Source organism: Campylobacter sp. US33a (assembly GCF_004378855.1).
In the GTDB taxonomy this organism is placed as follows: Bacteria; Campylobacterota; Campylobacteria; order Campylobacterales; family Campylobacteraceae; genus Campylobacter_D.
Genome location: NZ_RYYL01000004.1, coordinates 127,706 through 146,421, shown reverse-complemented (window position 1 = coordinate 146,421; position 18,716 = coordinate 127,706). Strand labels below are relative to the sequence as shown.

At 31.6% G+C, this 18,716-nt stretch carries 20 protein-coding genes; 8 read left to right on the top strand and 12 right to left on the bottom strand.

From position 1 onward, the window contains the following. The first annotated feature begins 50 nt into the window (after nt 1-50). The 3 genes from ELQ16_RS04265 to cydB are packed head-to-tail and all read left to right on the top strand — an operon-like array spanning nt 51 to nt 2,943. Nucleotides 51-281, top strand: coding sequence for a DUF4492 domain-containing protein (locus ELQ16_RS04265; protein WP_134238328.1), 231 nt, complete (start codon nt 51-53; stop codon nt 279-281). Then, nucleotides 278-1,816 (top strand): cytochrome ubiquinol oxidase subunit I, encoded by a 1,539-nt coding sequence (locus tag ELQ16_RS04260; protein ID WP_134238327.1) that lies wholly within the window; start codon nt 278-280, stop codon nt 1,814-1,816. The genes ELQ16_RS04265 and ELQ16_RS04260 overlap by 4 nt, the downstream gene beginning before the upstream one ends. Continuing rightward, a complete protein-coding gene (gene cydB / locus ELQ16_RS04255; protein WP_134238326.1) occupies nt 1,816-2,943 on the top strand; it encodes a cytochrome d ubiquinol oxidase subunit II in 1,128 nt (375 codons plus the stop codon). The genes ELQ16_RS04260 and cydB overlap by 1 nt, the downstream gene beginning before the upstream one ends. 189 nt (nt 2,944-3,132) lie before the next feature. Here the strand turns inward: cydB and ELQ16_RS04250 are convergent, their stop codons facing one another. Continuing rightward, nucleotides 3,133-3,534 carry a pyridoxamine 5'-phosphate oxidase family protein gene (locus tag ELQ16_RS04250; RefSeq protein ID WP_134238325.1) on the bottom strand — a complete coding sequence of 134 codons (402 nt, stop codon included), beginning with the start codon at nt 3,532-3,534 and terminating at the stop codon, nt 3,133-3,135. Between the two features lie 128 nt (nt 3,535-3,662). Here ELQ16_RS04250 and ELQ16_RS04245 point away from each other — a divergent pair, with 128 nt between their 5' ends. From ELQ16_RS04245 to ybeY, 5 genes are all read left to right on the top strand, one after another. Continuing rightward, entirely contained in the window at nt 3,663-3,851 is a 189-nt protein-coding gene (locus ELQ16_RS04245; RefSeq protein ID WP_134238324.1) for a YjfB family protein, read from the top strand. 96 nt (nt 3,852-3,947) lie between these two features. Further along, nucleotides 3,948-5,096 carry a Na+/H+ antiporter NhaA gene (nhaA, locus tag ELQ16_RS04240; RefSeq protein WP_134238323.1) on the top strand — a complete coding sequence of 383 codons (1,149 nt, stop codon included), beginning with the start codon at nt 3,948-3,950 and terminating at the stop codon, nt 5,094-5,096. 15 nt (nt 5,097-5,111) lie between these two features. Next, entirely contained in the window at nt 5,112-5,861 is a 750-nt protein-coding gene (gene murI, locus ELQ16_RS04235) for a glutamate racemase (RefSeq protein WP_134238322.1), read from the top strand. Between the two features lie 10 nt (nt 5,862-5,871). Next, nucleotides 5,872-6,633 carry a type I methionyl aminopeptidase gene (gene map / locus ELQ16_RS04230; RefSeq protein ID WP_134238321.1) on the top strand — a complete coding sequence of 254 codons (762 nt, stop codon included), beginning with the start codon at nt 5,872-5,874 and terminating at the stop codon, nt 6,631-6,633. Further along, the gene (ybeY, locus tag ELQ16_RS04225) at nt 6,633-7,037 is read left to right on the top strand and encodes an rRNA maturation RNase YbeY (protein ID WP_134238320.1); all 405 of its coding nucleotides are present in this window, start codon (nt 6,633-6,635) and stop codon (nt 7,035-7,037) included. Before map ends, ybeY begins: the two co-directional genes overlap by 1 nt. Here the strand turns inward: ybeY and ELQ16_RS04220 are convergent. The 11 genes from ELQ16_RS04220 to ELQ16_RS04170 form a co-directional block, all read right to left on the bottom strand. Next, nucleotides 7,034-8,383 carry an McrC family protein gene (locus ELQ16_RS04220; protein WP_134238370.1) on the bottom strand — a complete coding sequence of 450 codons (1,350 nt, stop codon included), beginning with the start codon at nt 8,381-8,383 and terminating at the stop codon, nt 7,034-7,036. The genes ybeY and ELQ16_RS04220 overlap by 4 nt on opposite strands. Beyond that, nucleotides 8,370-9,992: an McrB family protein gene (locus ELQ16_RS04215; RefSeq protein ID WP_407919961.1), complete on the bottom strand. Its 1,623-nt coding sequence runs from the start codon at nt 9,990-9,992 to the stop codon at nt 8,370-8,372. Before ELQ16_RS04215 ends, ELQ16_RS04220 begins: the two co-directional genes overlap by 14 nt. 559 nt (nt 9,993-10,551) lie before the next feature. Next, entirely contained in the window at nt 10,552-10,974 is a 423-nt protein-coding gene (gene rimP, locus ELQ16_RS04210; RefSeq protein ID WP_134238319.1) for a ribosome maturation factor RimP, read from the bottom strand. After that, entirely contained in the window at nt 10,964-11,326 is a 363-nt protein-coding gene (rbfA, locus tag ELQ16_RS04205) for a 30S ribosome-binding factor RbfA (RefSeq protein ID WP_134238318.1), read from the bottom strand. Before rbfA ends, rimP begins: the two co-directional genes overlap by 11 nt. Beyond that, nucleotides 11,323-13,935, bottom strand: coding sequence for a translation initiation factor IF-2 (gene infB / locus ELQ16_RS04200; RefSeq protein WP_134238317.1), 2,613 nt, complete (start codon nt 13,933-13,935; stop codon nt 11,323-11,325). The genes rbfA and infB overlap by 4 nt, the downstream gene beginning before the upstream one ends. Beyond that, nucleotides 13,922-14,176, bottom strand: coding sequence for a DUF448 domain-containing protein (locus ELQ16_RS04195; RefSeq protein ID WP_208335061.1), 255 nt, complete (start codon nt 14,174-14,176; stop codon nt 13,922-13,924). Before ELQ16_RS04195 ends, infB begins: the two co-directional genes overlap by 14 nt. Before the next feature lie 24 nt (nt 14,177-14,200). Next, nucleotides 14,201-15,079 carry a homoserine kinase gene (gene thrB, locus ELQ16_RS04190; RefSeq protein ID WP_134238316.1) on the bottom strand — a complete coding sequence of 293 codons (879 nt, stop codon included), beginning with the start codon at nt 15,077-15,079 and terminating at the stop codon, nt 14,201-14,203. Between the two features lie 7 nt (nt 15,080-15,086). Then, complete coding sequence (locus tag ELQ16_RS04185) at nt 15,087-15,488, bottom strand: tRNA threonylcarbamoyladenosine biosynthesis protein TsaB (RefSeq protein ID WP_134238368.1); 402 nt, start codon at nt 15,486-15,488, stop codon at nt 15,087-15,089. A gap of 41 nt (nt 15,489-15,529) precedes the next feature. Further along, nucleotides 15,530-16,414, bottom strand: coding sequence for a UDP-3-O-acyl-N-acetylglucosamine deacetylase (gene lpxC, locus ELQ16_RS04180; RefSeq protein WP_134238315.1), 885 nt, complete (start codon nt 16,412-16,414; stop codon nt 15,530-15,532). Continuing rightward, nucleotides 16,411-17,787 (bottom strand): M23 family metallopeptidase, encoded by a 1,377-nt coding sequence (locus ELQ16_RS04175; RefSeq protein WP_134238314.1) that lies wholly within the window; start codon nt 17,785-17,787, stop codon nt 16,411-16,413. Before ELQ16_RS04175 ends, lpxC begins: the two co-directional genes overlap by 4 nt. A 66-nt stretch (nt 17,788-17,853) precedes the next feature. Beyond that, a complete protein-coding gene (locus tag ELQ16_RS04170; RefSeq protein WP_134238313.1) occupies nt 17,854-18,681 on the bottom strand; it encodes a prephenate dehydrogenase in 828 nt (275 codons plus the stop codon). Nucleotides 18,682-18,716: the final 35 nt, after the last annotated feature.

The following is an 18,716-nucleotide window of genomic DNA, read 5'->3' as shown; positions in this document are numbered from 1 at the left end:
TAAGATTTATTTTAAGATTTGCATTTTTGAATTTATTTCAAGGATAAAATATGCTTTTAAAACGCTATTTTAATGCTTTGTGTGAAATTTTTAATTTTTACAAAGAAGGTTTTATGAATTTAAAACTAGGTAAAACCTTATGGAAAATCATCATCATTAAGCTTTTAGTGATGTTTTTGTTTATCAAAATGTTTTTATTTGATAACACTATAAATTCCGCTTTTAACACTCAAAAAGAAAAAACAAATTTTGTTATAAAAAATCTTACCAAGGAAGAATAATGGATCTTAGTAGCGTTGATTACTCAAGAGCACAATTTGCACTAACTGCACTTTATCATTTTTTATTTGTGCCTTTGACTCTAGGGCTTTCTTTTATCATTGCCATTATGGAAACAATCTATGTTAAAACAGGCAATGAAAAATGGAAAAAAATCACCAAATTTTGGCTTGCTTTATTTGCTATAAATTTTGCCATCGGTGTAGCAACGGGCATTATAATGGAATTTGAATTCGGGACAAATTGGGCAAATTACAGCTGGTTTGTAGGTGATATTTTTGGCGCACCTTTAGCGTTTGAAGGCTTGATGGCATTCTTTTTAGAGGCAACCTTTTTTGCAGTAATGTTTTTTGGCTGGGATAAGGTTTCTAAAAAATTCCACTTGTTTTCGACTTGGTGTGTAGCAGTTGGAAGCAACCTAAGCGCCTTTTGGATTTTGGTTGCAAACGGCTGGATGCAATACCCTATCGGAATGAAATTTAATCCTGATACCGCAAGAAATGAAATGCAAAATTTCTTTGAAGTGGCTTTTTCTCCTGTGGCTGTTTCGAAATTTTTACACACTGTGGCGAGTGGCTATGTGATTTCTGCTTTATTTGTTATGGGAATTTCAGCTTGGTTTTTACTCAAAAAACGCCATATTATAGAAGCCAAAAAAAGCCTTGTAGTTGGTGCTAGTTTTGGGCTTATTTGCTCGGTATTTTTATTTTTTAGCGGCGATGAGAGTGCCTATAGGGTCACTCAAACCCAGCCGATGAAACTTGCAGCGATGGAAGGAATTTACAAAGGCGAACATAGAGCGGGTATCGTTGCTTTTGGGATATTAAATCCTAAAAAGACTTTAGATAATAACGAAAGTGTGTTTTTATTTGACTTAAGCATACCTTACGCTTTATCGATTTTAGGAAACCGTGATGCAAATTCTTTTGTAGCTGGCATTGAAGATTTAGTTTTTGGCAATGAAAAACAAGGTATAAGCCCTTTGCAAACTCGCATTGATAATGGTAAAATCGCCATTGATGCCTTAAAAAATTACAAAATAGCTAAAGACAATAACGACACAAATGCTATGAATTTAAATAAAATTTTACTCGAAAAGCATTTTAAAGATTTTGGTTATGGTTATCTAGAAAAGCCAAGCGATGCTGTGCCGCCGATTGCTCTAACCTTTTACAGTTTTCACATCATGGTGGCTTTGGGAAGTTATTTTTTCATACTCTTTATCATCACGCTTTATTTAACTATGGCAAATGATATTGAAAAATTCCGCAAAATTTTATGGCTTTGCGTTTTAACAATCCCACTAGGATATATAGCTGCAGAAGCTGGATGGATCGTAGCTGAAGTGGGCAGACAACCTTGGGCCATACAAGATCTTATGCCTACTAGCATTGCGGCTACAAATTTAGCAAGCGTGAATGTGAAAATTTCTTTTTGGATTTTTGCTGTGTTATTTACTGCACTTTTACTTGCGGAAATCAAAATCATGCTAAGTCAAATCAAAAAAGGCTTTAGCGAGGATAAAGGGGTAAAATAATGTTTTTTGGTTTAGAATTAGCAGAGCTTCAAATTTATTGGTGGGTGGTTTTAAGTTTGCTTGGTGCTCTTTTAATTTTTATGTTTTTTGTGCAAGGCGGACAAACCCTTATAGATACTTTAAGCACTAATGAGCTTGAAAAAACTATGCTTATCAATTCTTTAGGACGCAAATGGGAACTTGGTTTTACAACTCTTGTAATGTTTGGCGGAGCAGCTTTTGCGGCTTTTCCACTTTTTTATAGCACAAGTTTTGGCGGGGCTTATTGGGCTTGGCTTATCATACTTTTTTGCTTCATCTTGCAAGCTGTGTCTTATGAATACCGCAAAAAACAAGGTAATTTATACGGTGCAAAAAGCTATGAATTTTTCTTAAAAATCAATGGCTACTTGGCTACCTTTCTTATAGGTGTTGCTGTGAGTAGTTTTTTTAGCGGATCTGAGTTTTTACTTGATGAGCACAATTTTGTCGTTTGGGAGCATACTTTTAGAGGACTTGAACTTCTTTTAAATCCTTATAATTACTTACTTGGCTTGGCTTTGATTTTTTTAAGTCGTATTTTGGGTGCGGCGTATTTTATGAATAATATCAAAAATGAAAGCATTAAATTTAAAGCTTCAAAACAAATTTTCATCAATGCTCTTCTATTTTTACCATTTTTCCTAGCTTTTCTTGTTTGGATTTTTTTAAAAGATGGCTTTTTTGTTGATGAAAATCATTTTGTGTGTATGAGTGCAAATTTGTATTTTTATACTTTTTTGGAACAACCATTACTGCTTGTTTTGCTTTTACTTGGAGTGCTTTTTGTTTTGCTAGGAATTTACTTGGGTGCCTTTGTAAAAACTGCTTGCGCAATCTGGACTTTGGGTTTGGGAACTATTTTGTGTGTGTTTGCTTTGCTTTTAAATGTTGGGCTTGGAGACAGTGCGTTTTATCCATCAACTACACATTTGCAAAGCTCATTAACGATAAAAAATGCGAGTTCGAGTTACTACACCCTTAGTGTGATGGCTTATGCTTCTTTGCTTGTGCCTTTTGTTTTAGCTTACATTACTTATGTGTGGCGTGCTATGGATAGGGAAAAAATCACACGCGAAGAAATCGCAAATGATGATCATGCTTATTAAAAAGGAATTACAATGCTACATGCTTTATTTTTACTTACTTGGCCTTTAGTAATTTATCTTTCATATAAATTCATTGTGCTAAATATAAAACAACTTGAAATTGAAGAAAAACTATAAAATTTTTTAAATTCTTTCCGATATAGAGTTTGAATCTTTTCAAAATATTGCTTAAAAGCCCTTTTTGGGCTTTTATTTTAATTCTAAAACTTCAATTTCTAAACCTTTATGAATTTCAGCCTTAATATCACTAAGATAAAAAATAGCAAAATTATCATCTTTTGCATTTTGAAATCTAGTTTTGTTTTTATCAATAAAAATTTGCTTTACACTTAAATCATCATCAAAACAAACCTTAGCATAAATTCTAACCCAAGTATAATTTTCCAAACACACACAAATGCAAATTTGATTGTTGATACAAAGCTGAGTATACATTGCTTTATTTTTATTCATACAATAATAAATCCTATCTCTTGCTAATATCATACTTCCAATAGGTCTTGAATGAACGATATTATCTGCGCTAGTGCTTAAAATATGAATTGTATTTTGTGAAAGATAAGAAAATAATTTTTCTAAAGAATTTTTCATTATTTATCCTTATTTTGTATTTTATTGTTAAATTTTACTTATATTTAAAAAATTTACTTTAGAAATGTTAATTATTTGTATTTTTTTCCGATTAATATTAAGTGCTTAGTTTCACAAAGGAGGGTGTAATGATACCTGATATGAGTAATGCTTCCTTAATGGTTGCGGTAAATACCAGCGTTTTTAAAAAAGCTATGGACGCAAACGAAGCGGCAATGGCACAACTTTTAGAAGGACTAACAAGCGGAACAAATACTTCAAGCACTCCTGCTGTAAGCTCTTCTGCAAATTCTGGCGGGATTGATATCTACGCTTAAGCCTTGGAAACAAGGCTTTACTTTTCTCAAATTTTAAACTAAAAATTTGTATTTTAACGGTAAAATAAGCTTTTTAAAAACTTTTCAAGGATTATGATGCAAAATTTTAAAAAAATTATTCAAAGCGAGTCTTTTCCAGGTGTTTTGCTGATCTTTTGTACTTTTTTTGCTTTAGCATGTAAGAATTCTTCTCTAAGCCTAATTTATGATAATTTTTTACATACAGATTTTGGCTTTAAAATCAATGATTTTGAAATTTTCAAACCCTTACTTTTATGGATAAATGATGGTCTGATTGCTGTTTTTTTCCTTAGCATAGGACTTGAATTAAAACATGAAGTTTTAAGGGGACAACTTCGCAATATCCGCTCTGTTTCCTTGCCTATTTTTGGTGCATTAGGCGGTATGATAGCTCCTGCTTTAATCTTTGCCTCTATCAATCATCAAGATATATTTGCAATGAAAGGTTGGGCGATACCAACAGCCACAGATATTGCTTTTGCGGTGGGAATTTTAATGCTTTTGGGAAATAAAATTCCTACAAGCTTAAAACTATTTTTGCTTTCTTTGGCAATTTTTGATGATTTAGGAGCAATTATTATCATTGCTTTATTTTACACTAGTGAGCTCTCTACTCTTGCGATTTTCATTTCTTTACTTTGCATAGGGGCATTGTTTTTACTTAATTATTTTAGAATTTCACATCTGCCTTTTTATGTTTTAGTGGGCGTTGTATTATGGGTAGCAATGCTAAAAAGTGGAGTGCATGCAACTTTGGCGGGTATTATCGTTGCTTTATTTATACCAATGGAACGCAAAAATGGGCAAGATTTCGTGCAAGATTTACATCATGATTTAAACCCTTGGGTAATTTATTTTATTTTGCCTTTATTTGCTTTTGCAAACGCTGGAATTGACATTAGCGGAATGAGTTTCTCTTCCCTGCTTGCTCCTGTAAGCTTAGGTATTATTTTAGGACTTTTTATAGGCAAACAAGTCGGAGTGTTTTTATTTTCTTATCTTAGCATTAAACTCAAACTTGCAAAATTGCCAGAAGGTGTAAAATATTCACAATTCTATGGAATTTGCATTTTAACAGGAATTGGCTTTACTATGAGCTTATTTATTGATGGTTTAGCTTACCAAGACAGTGCTATTTTTGAACACGCCGATAGGCTTGCTATTTTGATTGCGAGTTTTTTAAGTGCCTTAGTGGGATATTTGTATTTAAGAATTATCAAATAAATTTTGTAAATAATGATGAAAATCGGTGTTTTTGATAGTGGCGTTGGTGGACTTAGTGTTTTAAAGTCTTTGTATGAGGCGAATTTATTTAATGAAGTAATTTATTACGGCGATACCGCACGCGTTCCTTATGGAGTAAAAGATAAAGACACTATCATTAAATTTTGCCTTGAAGCACTTGATTTTTTTGAAAAATTTGACATTGATATGCTGATCATTGCTTGCAATACCGCAAGCGCTTATGCACTCAAAGCTTTACAAGAAAAAGCTAAATTTCCCATTTATGGTGTTATTGACGCTGGGATCGAGGCTACCAAAAAAACTCTAAAAAAAAATCAAAACATTCTTGTCATAGCTACAAAAGCCACTATAAATTCAAAAGCCTATCAAGATCGTTTGCAAAAAGAAGGTTTTAATCATATCAATGCTCTTTCCACTAGTCTTTTTGTCCCTATGGTTGAGGAAGGAATTTTCGAAGGTGAGTTTCTACAAAGTGCTTTTGAGTATTATTTTAAGGATATTCAAAAGCCCGATGGACTGATTTTGGCTTGCACGCATTTTCCGTTAATCTCAAAAGCTTTAAGCGAGTATTTTGGAGAAAATACCAAGCTTATACATTCTGGCGATGCCATTGTGGATTTTTTAAAAACCCATAAAGATTTACCAACTTTAAAACATAAAGCAAAGCTAAATTTTTATGCGTCCAGCGATGTAAATTCTTTAAAAAACACTGCCAAAATTTGGCTTAATATTAATGAAAATTAAGGATTAAAAAATGATAGAATTAAAAAAACCTGAAGAAATAGAAAAACTAAGAGCAGCTAATAAAATCGTAGCCAAAACACTGGATTTTTTAGAAAAAGAAATTAAAGTGGGTATGAGCCTAAAACAAATCGATAAAATGGCTGAAGATTTCATACTAAGTCATGGTGCAAAACCATCTTTTAAAGGGCTTTATGGCTTTCCTGGTGCTATTTGCATTTCTTTAAATCAAGTTTGCATACACGGAATTCCTGATGAAAAAATCATCAAAGAAGGCGACATTTTAGGGCTTGATGTGGGAACTTTTTTAAATGGATATTATGGCGATGCAGCGCGCACCATAGCCATAGGAAAAATTTCAAGCCAAGATGAAAAACTCATCGCTTGCGCCAAAGATGCCTTATATGGCGCTATCGATGAAATTCGCGAAGGAATGCGATTTAAAGAACTTTCGGCATTTTTGGGCGAATTTATACATTCTCGTGGCTTTGTACCACTTCGCGGATACTGCGGACATGGCATAGGTCGCAAACCACACGGCGAGCCTGAAATTTTAAACTATCTTGAAAATGGCGCAAGTGCAAAAAGCGGACCAAAAATCAAAGAAGGTATGGTTTTTTGCATAGAACCTATGATTTGTCAAAAAGATGGCACTCCAAAACATTACAATGGAAAATGGGATGCGGGTAGTGCTGATGGACTCAATGCTGCACATTATGAGCATTGCGTCGCCATTGTAGGTAAAAAAGCGCAAATTCTTTCTGTGGATGAGTGATGATACTTTGTGATGAAAGTTGTGCTTTTTTAGAGAAAATCGCTAACAAAATGACTTCTAAAGATGTGGAACTTGTTTTTGTTGATGATAAAGAGATGAGAGAAATTAACCTTTCTCAAAGAAATATCGACAAAACCACCGATGTGCTTTCCTTCCCACTTGAAAATATCCACGACAATTTGCCTTTAGGTTCAGTTGTGATTAATAAAAATTTAGCGGAGCAAAAAGCAAAGGAATTTGGGCACAGTTTTGAAGATGAAATTTCCTTGCTTTTTATCCACGCACTTTTGCATTTAATGGGCTTTGATCACGAAAACGATCAAGGGCAAATGAGAGAGAAAGAAAGAGAGTTGATAGAATTTTTTAAACTTCCGCCAAGTTTGATTATAAGAACTCAAAGTTAGAAGGGCAAAGGTACGAAAAAGACTTGGACTTTTATATTTGTTTTCAAAAAACCATCATTGTTTAAAAATGCCAAATGCTTACTTGCGTTAAATTCTAATTCTTTTATTTTATTTTTTAACTCCATTGTTCTTTTACAAAGCGGATAAATAAGCTTTATATCATTTATCTTAAAATTACAAGCATAAGCAAACATTTGGTATAAATCGCTTTGCGATATGCCATGCTTTTTCTCATCTTCGTTATCATCTGGAATTTTCCATTTGGTATCTAGGATCATTTTATTTTCTATATATAAATCAGGTTTTAACATAAAACATTTTTCATCATTTTTTGAGATTAAATACTTTCCACTACTTTGGGCTTTTACATTTTCACTAGGATTAGCAAGTTTAAACATATAAGCCACATAGTTTTCAAAAAGTTTTTCCATAGGAAAAAGTAAAGCAAAGGCTTCGTTTTTACCTTTATATGGAGCAAAGCTTTGATTTTGCAAAAATATCTTACACCAAGAAAGTATATTTTCATAATAATCAAAATGTCTTGAAATTTTAAAGCTAAAATCTTTTTCATAATTTTTAGAAAATTCTACCTCATCAAGAATTTGCATAGCTTTGATGATTCTAAATTTATTAGTAGTTGTTTTGGATTTTAAGAAATTTAGAGTTGATTTGATGAGACGATTTGGTGCTATATCCAAAACAAACTCATCAAAACTTGTAAAAAATCTTTCTTTGTGGATTAAATTTGATTTTATATGCTCATTAAATAGTAATTTTCCTTTTAAAAAAGCTCTATTTTCTTCGCTATTTACATAAGATCTCATCAAGCCTTTTTTATACACACTATCAAATTCATCTAAAAACATCATAATAAATACTTCAAGCAAAGGCGTTTTAGAACTTTGCAAAGATGAAATTTGAGATTTTTTAAAAGGAGAGTTTTTTAAGGTTTTTAACATATTGATTAAAAGAATTTTGGGGTTAAATTTAAAATCTTTTTCATAAAAATCATCATCTTGATTCGTTTTATTTATTTGCGATAAATCATAAGCTTTTATTAGTTTTTCTTGTGAAATATTCGATGAATTTTTTTCTTCTTTATAGCTTTCTAAGTCCGTGCATTTTGGCAAGATCTCCAAAACTCCGCTTTTGGTTTGTATAATGCCTACATAATTTTTAGCTTTTAAAGTGTTTTTGTTTTTAAAGCCTAGAAAATTTTCGTTATTTTTTGCGAAATTTTCTAGTTCTTCATAAAATTTTCCAGCCTTTTCTTTAAAAATTTCTTTTAAATCTTCTTCGCAAAAGGCTTGGTGCTCGATGATGGAAAAAATGTTATTGTTCATCATTTTTTGTTTTATTTTTCTCATCATCATAAATAGCTTGATATGTTTCTGGTTTATCCCAAATTTCATCATTAAATGAGGTGATATTATAAATATTTTTTTCGTTATCTACATTATCTAAATTTTTTATTTTTTGTAAATATTTATTATCTTTTTTATCTTCAAAAATCATACCATTATTATTTAAAACTGCATCAATCAAAGCATAATTATTATAAAAATACTCTTGCAATAATGGGATGATTTTATTTTGAAAAACATTTTTTAATTTCTCTAAACTATCAATGCTTATAAAAAATGCGTGTCCTATAGTCTTTTCTCTATCTAGCAAGTATTCTATACGAGTATTGATAGCTTTTAATAATTCTTGCAAATTAACACCTTCACAATCTATAGATAATTTGCTTACATCAGGCATCATCTCTACAAATTCAAAGCGTCTTCTTAAAGCTGTATCAAGTGAAGTGATGCTTCTATCAGCTGTATTCATAGTGCCTATGATATATACATTTTTAGGCACTCCAAATTTTTCACCGCTGTAAGGCAAAGTAATTTTTAATTCCTCGCTTTCACCTATCCTTTTACTAGGTTCTATTAAGGTGATAAGCTCACCAAAAATCTTACTTACATTACCACGATTGATTTCATCTATGATGATTATGTAAGGCTTTAATTTCTCATTTATATTTTTAAAACTTACATTTTGTGTATTTTCAAATTCTTTTAATTTTTTATAAAACATAAAATAATAAATCGCATTTCCGTGATAATCGCTTTGACTTTCATATTTTGGTTTGATATCTTTATAATCTAAAATTTTGTTTTCTTTAAAATTTAAATAATCTCTTTTTATAATATCAATAGTCAATCTTTGAGGACTTTTTATTGATCCACCCAATAAAAAAGAACGATATTCGCCTTTAGAATTTAAAAGAATTTCTTTAATATTAACCCTATTTTCTAGAGGAAATTCATCGCCCTTATTTATAAAATTTTGATTAATGTAATTAGCAAATTCAAAAATCAATTTATCTAAATCAAGCTCATTGTTATTTTCATTTGATGAGAGGTAATTTTTATTAGCTTTTTTACAAAGTTCTTTAAAAACTCCATCTTTTATTTCATATTCTACTTCTTTAGAATTACCTTGCTCGCTATCCATAACAGGTTTTATACCTTCTACAAATTCTTCATACCCATAGCTTTGATGAAAAGTAGTAAAAACTATTTGTCCATTTTTTATATACTCATCAAATAACTTTTTTCTATTTACTCTATCATCTTCACTTGGAATTTGTATTTTTTCTTCTTTTAATATAATCTCTAAAGCCTTATCAATGGTATGATAAGTTTTCCCTGTCCCTGGAGGCCCATAAAGAATTTGATTTAAAGGTGGATTTTTTATATTTACTTCATCATCTATAATCATTTTTTTACCTTTTATTAAATTATTTGCCAATAATAGATAATTTAAGACAAACATATTATAAAAATTTTGATTACGCTGAGGCACTTTAAAGCCATACTCTCTAGCATCATTTAAGCTTATTGTTTTTTCTAATTTTTGAATTTTATTAATAATAAATTTTCCATCTTCTTTAATTTCTTTCACTACACCATAAAAACAAACTAAAGATTCTCTAGCTATATAGAAAAATACTTTACTATTTGACTTCATGCTTAAAAGCGCCCCTGCTCCTTTTTCACCCCATGTTAATTCTTTACCTTTATTTTCATCAACATATCCTTCAAGATCAAAAACTTTTGGATTTGAAGGAATCAAAAAATAATCTGAACTATCTGAAACCAAACCGCTGCTTTCTAAAATATCTTTATATATAATAGGATTATAAGATCTAATTTGCTTATCAACAACACCTTTTAATTTATCTAAAAAACTATCCATAGTAAATGTATCGCATAATTTTTTGCTTGCACTGGCAAACGATACTATTGATTTTGCGTTTTTAGCAACATAAAAATAATAACCTTCTTTTGTTTTTAATTTTTTGATTTCATTGTTATTTTTATAAAATTCTATATCATCTTTTTTAAATTCTAAAAGTTTATTTTTATACCCTTCATAAACTATATTTAAAAATTTTTCATAATCATCAATTGAATTTATATTCACAAAATAAGCCTTTTTAGATATTAAAAAATTTATTATTCTACCACTGCACAAAGGTTTTAGCTTTTTTTATGTTGCTAAAATTTATAGTAGTTTTTTCTTGAGTTTCTAAATTTTCTAAAGTGATATTTTCATCATTTACAGCGATGATTTTTGCTTCGATCTTTTCTTTTTCACTAGTTGTGATTTTTACAAGTTCGTTAATGCTTTTTGCAAAATGCTCGATTTTGCTAAGTTTTCTCTCAAGCCCACAGCTTGATACTTCTAAAAAATACTCGCCGCTAACTGGCGGTTCTACATCAAAAATAGGCGATAAAATCTCACTAAGCCTAGCACAATCATCAAGATTTACCCCGCCTTCTTTTTGCACATAAATTCTATAAATCTTTCTACCATTTTCACTTACTAGCTCATCATCATAAAAGCTAAGCCCTGCTTCTTTACAAAGTGCTTTAAGATTCATTTTGTTCCTTTTTGATTTTTTCAAATAAAGCATCCATATGGTTTTGATATTCAAGCCTATCATCAAATTTAAAGTGAAAATTCGGGCACCTATACCAGCCTTGCTCACTCATGCAGTAATTTTGCAAAGCCTTGCTTGCTTTTTTCAAAGAAAGTAAAATCTTTTCTTGCTCATGAGTATTGAAAAACATTTTATCCAAATACACAAAGGCATCGTATCTACCTTTTTTACACTCCACATCAACCACGCAAAGATTTTTTAAATTCTCATCATCTAAACTCGCCAAAGCTTCAGGAATAAGCTCTTTTAAAATACTCTCTGTGCGAAGTTTTTTGATTTCAGCTGGATTCATAGACTTGCTTGTTCCTCTACTTCTTTATAGCTTTCTATATAATCGCCCACTCTCATATCATCACATCCTTCTATACCAACGCCACACTCATAGCCTTTTGCCACTTCTTTAGCATCATCTTTAAAGCGTTTAAGTGAGCTTACATTGCCTTCATACACAACAACTCCTTCGCGGATAAGGCGAATTTTAGCCCCGCGGTTGATTACACCTTCAGTCACCATGCAACCTGCAATTTGTCCGATTTTTGGCACATTAATCACTTGTCTAATCTCTGCTTGTCCAAGCTGCTCTTCTGAAATAATAGGACTCATCATACCACCAAGCAAAGCTTTTACATCATCAAGTAAATTATAAATTACATTATAAGTTTTAATTTCCACGCCTTTATCTTTTGCACGCTCTTTTACTTCGCCGGTTGGACGGATATTAAAGCCTAGCACGATAGAATTCTCACTCGCACTTGCAAGTTCTATATCGCTTTGTGTGATTCCCCCTACTCCGCTGTGAATAATATTAACTTTAATTTCATCGTTTCTAAGTTTCTCCAAACTTGCTTTTAAGGCTTCTAATGATCCTTGCACATCGGCTTTTAAAATCACAGGTAAGGCTTTTAAATTACCTTCTTTAATCTTTGCCCCAAGCTCATCAATACTGACTTTAGTTGATTTGCTAAGCTCTTTTTGACGATTATATTCATAACGCTTAGCAGCATACTCTCTAGCTTCTTTATCGGTTTTTACAGCGATCAAAGTTTCTCCAGCATCCGCTACCTCACTAAGACCTATAATAACACCACACTCACCAGGTTTAATCTCTTTCAAAGCCTTACCTTGATCATTGCTTATAGCACGAATCTTTCCATAAGCCTCACCCGCAACAACAGTGCTTCCCACAGTTAAAGTCCCATTTTGCACGATAATGGTTGCAACAGGACCTCTGCCTTTTTGCACGGAACTTTCTATGATGCTTGCCTTAGCAAAATGTTTAGGATCGGCCTTAAGCTCTAAAATATCAGCTTGCAAAAGCACAATTTCAAGTAACTCTTCTATCCCCATACCTGTTTTAGCAGAAACTGGAACAAATTCATAGCTTCCACCCCACTCTACAGGCATAATTTCCATTTCAGCAAGTTGAGTTTTTACCATATCAGGATTTGCAGCTTCTTTATCCATTTTATTTACTGCTATGATGATAGGCACACCGGCAGCTTTTGCGTGATTAATCGCTTCTTTAGTTTGTGGCTTTACTCCATCATCTGCCGCAACAACGATAATAACAATATCTGTTATACTCGCACCCCTTGCACGCATTGCTGTAAATGCTTCGTGACCTGGAGTATCGATAAAAGTGATTTTGCGACCATCTTTTTCTATCATATAAGCGCCTACATGTTGAGTGATCCCTCCTGCCTCGCCACTTGCAATACGCGAATTTCTTATGTAATCCAATAAAGAAGTTTTTCCATGATCAACATGTCCCATAATGGTAATAACCGGTGCTCTAGTAACTAAATTTTCACCCTTATGATGCTTGTCATATTCTTTAACATAATCAAATTCATCAGTCTCATTAACAATATTAATCTCTATACCAAATTCAGCAGCTAAAATTTCAATCGCATCTTCATCTAAAAAGTCATTTTTTGTAGTCATCATTCCAAGCATAAAAAGCTTTGAAATGATTTCGCTTGTGTTTTTTCCTATTTTATCCGCAAATTCATACACACGAATTTCTTTTGGAATTTCTACACTGGTTATAGCTTCACTTTCTTTTTTCTCTACCTTTTTAGGCGGCTTTTTACGACTTCTTCTTTGGATACCGCCTTCTGAAAATTGATTAATAGAATTATTAAAAGACTGTCTTAACACACTAGGTTGTTTTTTTATAGCAGGGGCATTGTTTTGCTCTTTGATACTAAAATCAGGTAAAACCACCATATCTTCATCTTCTAAAGCAATATCGCCGAATTCATGATTGCTCAAAAAGTCCATTTTTTCAGCACTTTCTTTTTTTACTGCAAGACTTGGTTTTTTATCTTTTTTCTTTTTTTTCAAATTTTCATCTGCATTGGAAAACATCATTGAAAGACTGATTTTATCTTGATTTAATTTTGGCTCTTCTTGTGCAACCTGAGAAGAACCAGAAGATAACTCATCTTTTTTCTTTTTAACGATAACAAGCCCTCTTCTCTTTGCTAAGGTAGCACTTGCAATACTAGGTGTAACGACGCTTTCTTCGCTCTGAATTTTCTTTTCTTCTGGCAAAGTGGAATGAGTGATACTTGGCTTCTCTCCAACTCTTTTATCAGCATCTGCTGTAATTTTTTCTGAAGATTTTTTTTCTTCCGAAATTTTAGTAGCTTTTGTTTCTTTTTCTTTATTTTCGTCTTTTTCTTTAGCTTTTTTTATACCGCTTTTCTTTTGCGTTTTTTTAAAGGCCTCTGGAATGGTTTTTGTTTGTATGTATTCATAAATCGCTGCTGCGACTTCAGATTCTACCGCATTTGAAGCAGTCTTGATATTTAAACCTAATTCATTTGCTTTTTCGATAATCTCTTTACTATCATATCCTAATTCTTTTGCAATTTCATGAATTCTAATCTTTGCCATTTAAAATTATCTCCTTTAGATCCTGCTGTAATGTATTTAAATTCAAAGTTTTACACACTCTTAAAAATGCCTTGTATATTTTCTTTTCTTGCAATACACATTCATCACAAATATACAAACTCCGTCCAAACCCACTTGCTTTAATGATTTTAGATGATTGAATTTGAAATCTATATAACTTTTGTTGCTCAAAACGATTCTTGCATACAATGCACATTCTAATGGGTATATGATTTTTCAAAATTATATCTTTTTTTATAAGTTTTTAGCAAATTTCAAATCCTTTATCATCAAATTCTAAAATTTCAACTCTAAAATGAGGGAATTTAGTTTGTAAAATCTCTTGCAAATGTTTTGCATCATCTTGATAAGTTATAGAAAAAAAGCTTGAACCTGAGCCTGAAAGTGTACTCATTAAAGCTTTATTTTCCAAAGCTATTTTTTGCACCTCAAAAAGCTCCGGCAAAAGCTTCATTCTTTTATATTGATGAATTCGATCCAAACTTGCAATTTTTAATAAATCATATTTTTTCTCTAAAAAACAAGCTGTTAAAAAAGAAGAATGCGAAAGATTAAACACGCAATCTTTCATTGGATATGATTTTGGTAGTAAAGTCCTACTTTTATTGGTATTCATTGGCACATTAGGGATAAGCACTACAGCTTTTAAATCTTTATCAATAGCTTTTTTTATACTATAGACTTGATTGTTTGCAACCATAGAACAAACAAAACCACCAAGCGTGGCTGGAGCGATATTATCAGGATGACTTTCATATTTTAAGGCTTCATTTAGAATTTCTTGTCTTGAAACTTTAACTCCGCTCATTTCATAAGCACTTGCAATGGCTGCCACAATGACTGCGGATGAACTACCAAGACCCCTAGAAAAAGGAATTTTATTATGGAAAATAAAACGAAAATTATCCTTTTGTCCTGTTAGTTTTTCATAAATTGTATTAAAAATATTTACAAATACATTATTTTTTTTAACATAGACATTCTTAGCACCCTCTCCTTGAATGCTGATACTAAAAAATTTAGTTCGCTCTATAATTACTTCATTAAAAAAGCCAAGACTAAGCCCTAAACAATCAAATCCTGGACCTAAATTAGCACTGGTAGCTGGCGTTAAAATCTTCATATTTTCCTCAAACAGCGTCTATAAAATAAAAAGGTAAGTTATCTTCATTTAATTTCAATTTTTCAATATTTTCAGGCATAAAAAATTCGCCCGCCTTTTCTTTTTTAAGCAAAATCTTCCCTTCTTCAAAAACAAAACAAAAATGATTATTTGCACTAATTGGCTTAAAATCATTCAAACAAAAAGCATTAATACCATATAAAGGAATGTTTTTTACTATACTTAAAGTTTTAAAGATCAAAAAACTCACCTTAATTCCCATATAAGAACCTGGTCCATTTGCATAAATGAGTTTTTGCACATCAAAATCTTGCAATAATTCATCTAGAATTTTAGGTAAAAATTCACTCGCTCTTTCATCGCTTTGATATTTTTTTATTAAATTATTATTTTCATAAACGCCTAACATAATAGGTTTTGATAAGGCATTTAAAAGCAAACTAACTTTTTTTATGCAAATACCTTTTCATAAATTTTTGCTTGTTCTTTTTCAAGAGTGACAAGCTCATAAGCATCTTTATTTTTCAAAAGCTCTTTTGTTAAAAGATGATTTAATTTATGCGAACCTGCATAAGAAGTATAATCACCATACACTCTATAACCAAGCAAAGTCAAATCGCCAATAGCATCTAAAATTTTATGTCTTACAAATTCATCTTTAAAACGCAAACCCTCAGGATTCAAAATGCGATTTTCATCTACAATGATAGCATTTTCTAAGCTACCACCAAGTCCTAAATTCATAGCCCTTAAAGCCTTGACATCTTTTAAAAATCCAAAAGTCCTAGCTCTAGCTATATTTTCAATATAATTTTTTTTACTGAATTCAAAACTAAAACTTTGTTTAGCGATTATAGGGTTGTCAAATTTAATAGTATAATTAATTTTAGGGCATTGCGTTGGGCTAAGTCTTACAAATTTATCCCCATCTCTTACTTCAACATCTTTTTTAATAACCAAAATTTGTTTTGGTGCATCAAGTTCTTTGATTTTAGCTTCATCTAACATCATACAAAAACTCACACTACTGCCATCCATAATAGGCACTTCATTAGCATTCAAACAAATTCTAATATTATCAATACCATAAGCATTAATAGCACTCATTAAATGCTCTATTGTCGAAATATAACCCCTATCATCGCCAATTACAGTTGCCATTTGTGTATCAATCACATTATTTAAATCAGCTCTATAAGAAATATTCAAATCGCTTCTATAAAAAACGATTCCACTATTTGCCTCCAAAGGCTCGAGAACTATTTCAATAGGTTCGCCTTTATGAAGTCCTATCCCTACACCTTTAACAATATTTGAAATAGTTAATTGATTCATTTTATTTCACCTAAAATAATTTTTTTTCCATCTTCTAAAACTTTATAAATATTATTATTCATCCAATTTACATCTTGCCATTGCTCTGGACGCGTTTCAATTCCTTGCACTAAAACACCAAAATGCAAATGATCGCCCAAAGCAAGTCCGCTAACACCTGTATTTGCAACTATATCTTTTGCATGTACCGTATCGCCCACCTCAACATCTTTTGACGAACAATGTCCATAAAGCGTATAGACACCCAAACCATGATAAATAATAATATTTAAACCATAAATTCCATTCTCTTCAGCAAAAACAACTTTGCCATCATTATTTGCAATAATATTATCCCTTGCAACGCTGGCTAAATCAAGTCCCATATGATAAGAATCGCTGACAAATTTTCCTTCATAATGATAATACCTATGATCGGCAAAATCTGCCACCTTCATACTATTTTTCAAAGGAGTAAAAAGATTAAATTTTATATTATGCTCTATTTTTTCCTCAGGTATTTCTGAAGTGATTTTGTGGATAGTTTCTTCATCAGAAAGCCTTAGTGTTTCATTAACAAACTTAAATTTTTGCAAACGATCAAAATTACTTCCTTGTGGAGCATATTGATTTGCTAAATCTTCGATTTTACCATCTAAAAATCTATCAGTTAAACTAATATTTGAAACCCTGTATTTGCGATTTGTAAGATAATATCTAATACGCTCTTTTGTTATATTTCCTGCTTTATCACTTGCGACCACATAAGCCCTAAATTGTTCTTCTCTTGCATCCCAAGCAATCAAAGCTACATAATAACCCTCTTTGATATAAGGAGTAACTTTAAATTTTTTACCCTTATTATCTTCAATATAAAGCTCTGCTAAATTTTCATCTTTTGCCTCAAAAACAACACTAGCTGCACCACCTTGTTCTATTTGATAAGAATTACTTAAAATCTGCACATTAGGTTTTTTGTTATCTACGGTGATAGAAACAATCTTGGTTGCTTTGTTGCCTGCAAAAAAATTCCAAAAACTAGAATCACTTGCTTCAATCTCCATAACATATGAATTTACTTTTTCCTTGAAACCAACCTTTGGCAAAGGAATTTGTAAATTAATATCTTTTTTATTCTGAATATTTGAATCCCACAATACTGCACCTACATCATTAATATCTTTTTTAAGAGTTACTTTAATATTTTTCAAATTTGAATCTTTATCCGCAACTCTTACCACAATAGGATCAACCAAATTGCTATAAATATGATCAGGAATATCAATTTCTGGCTTATTTTGTTCAAAAATATTCAGCTGAGTTATACCAACCCCAGCTGCAATAACCAAAACAAAAAACAATATTATAAAAGATTTATTTTTCCTTCTTGCCATACATTTTAACCTATAGTTTATTTTTCGCCAAGAATTCTATATCAAATATGTAAATAATTATAAAACTTATAAAATTTCCCTTAAAGTGTTTGCTCTCTTCATCCACGCATACAACTCATCCTTATCGGCATTTTCTAGCATTTTCTTGCAACGATCCAATTCTTTTTGAAAACATTCTATACTAGAAAGTATATTCTCTTTATTTTGCTCAAAAATACCTCCCCACATATCAGGATTTGATTTTGCAATCCTACACATGCCCTTAAAAGAAGGACCACCTAAATGGGCTATGTTTCTTTTATCCTCTTCCTTCATTACATAATTTGCTAAAGAAAAGCTAATTACATGGGGTAAATGCGAAATAATGGCTGTATGATGATCGTGTGCAACACTATCCATAAATACAATTCTCATCCCCAAATGCGAAAAAATTTCCACTGCTCTTTTCTGATGCAAATCATCAGCCACTTCACTATCACAAAGCACACAAACCGCATCTTTATAGAGTTCTTTAAAGGCCGCCTTTGGTCCGCTATTTTCTGTCCCTGCCATAGGATGAGCTGAGATGAAATTTTTCTTCAAACTTTGCGGCAGGGATTCTATAATTTTTCTTTTTGTGCTTCCAAGTTCTATAATCGTTGTTTTAAAAGAAATATCTTTTAAGGCCTGCAAAAGCTCCAAAATAGCATCAACAGGCACAGCCAAAAAGACTATATCGCACTCCTCAAGCTTATCAAGAGTGATAAGCTCATGTACGAGTTGTAATTCCAAAGCTTGTTTTTCATTCTCTTTACTTTTATCATAACCATAAACCGTGCTGATTAATTTATTTTCTTTTAAACAAAGTCCAAGCGAACCGCCCATCAATCCAAGTCCTATAATAGCAACCTTCATAATAATTTCATCCTTTAAATAAATTGTTAAATTTT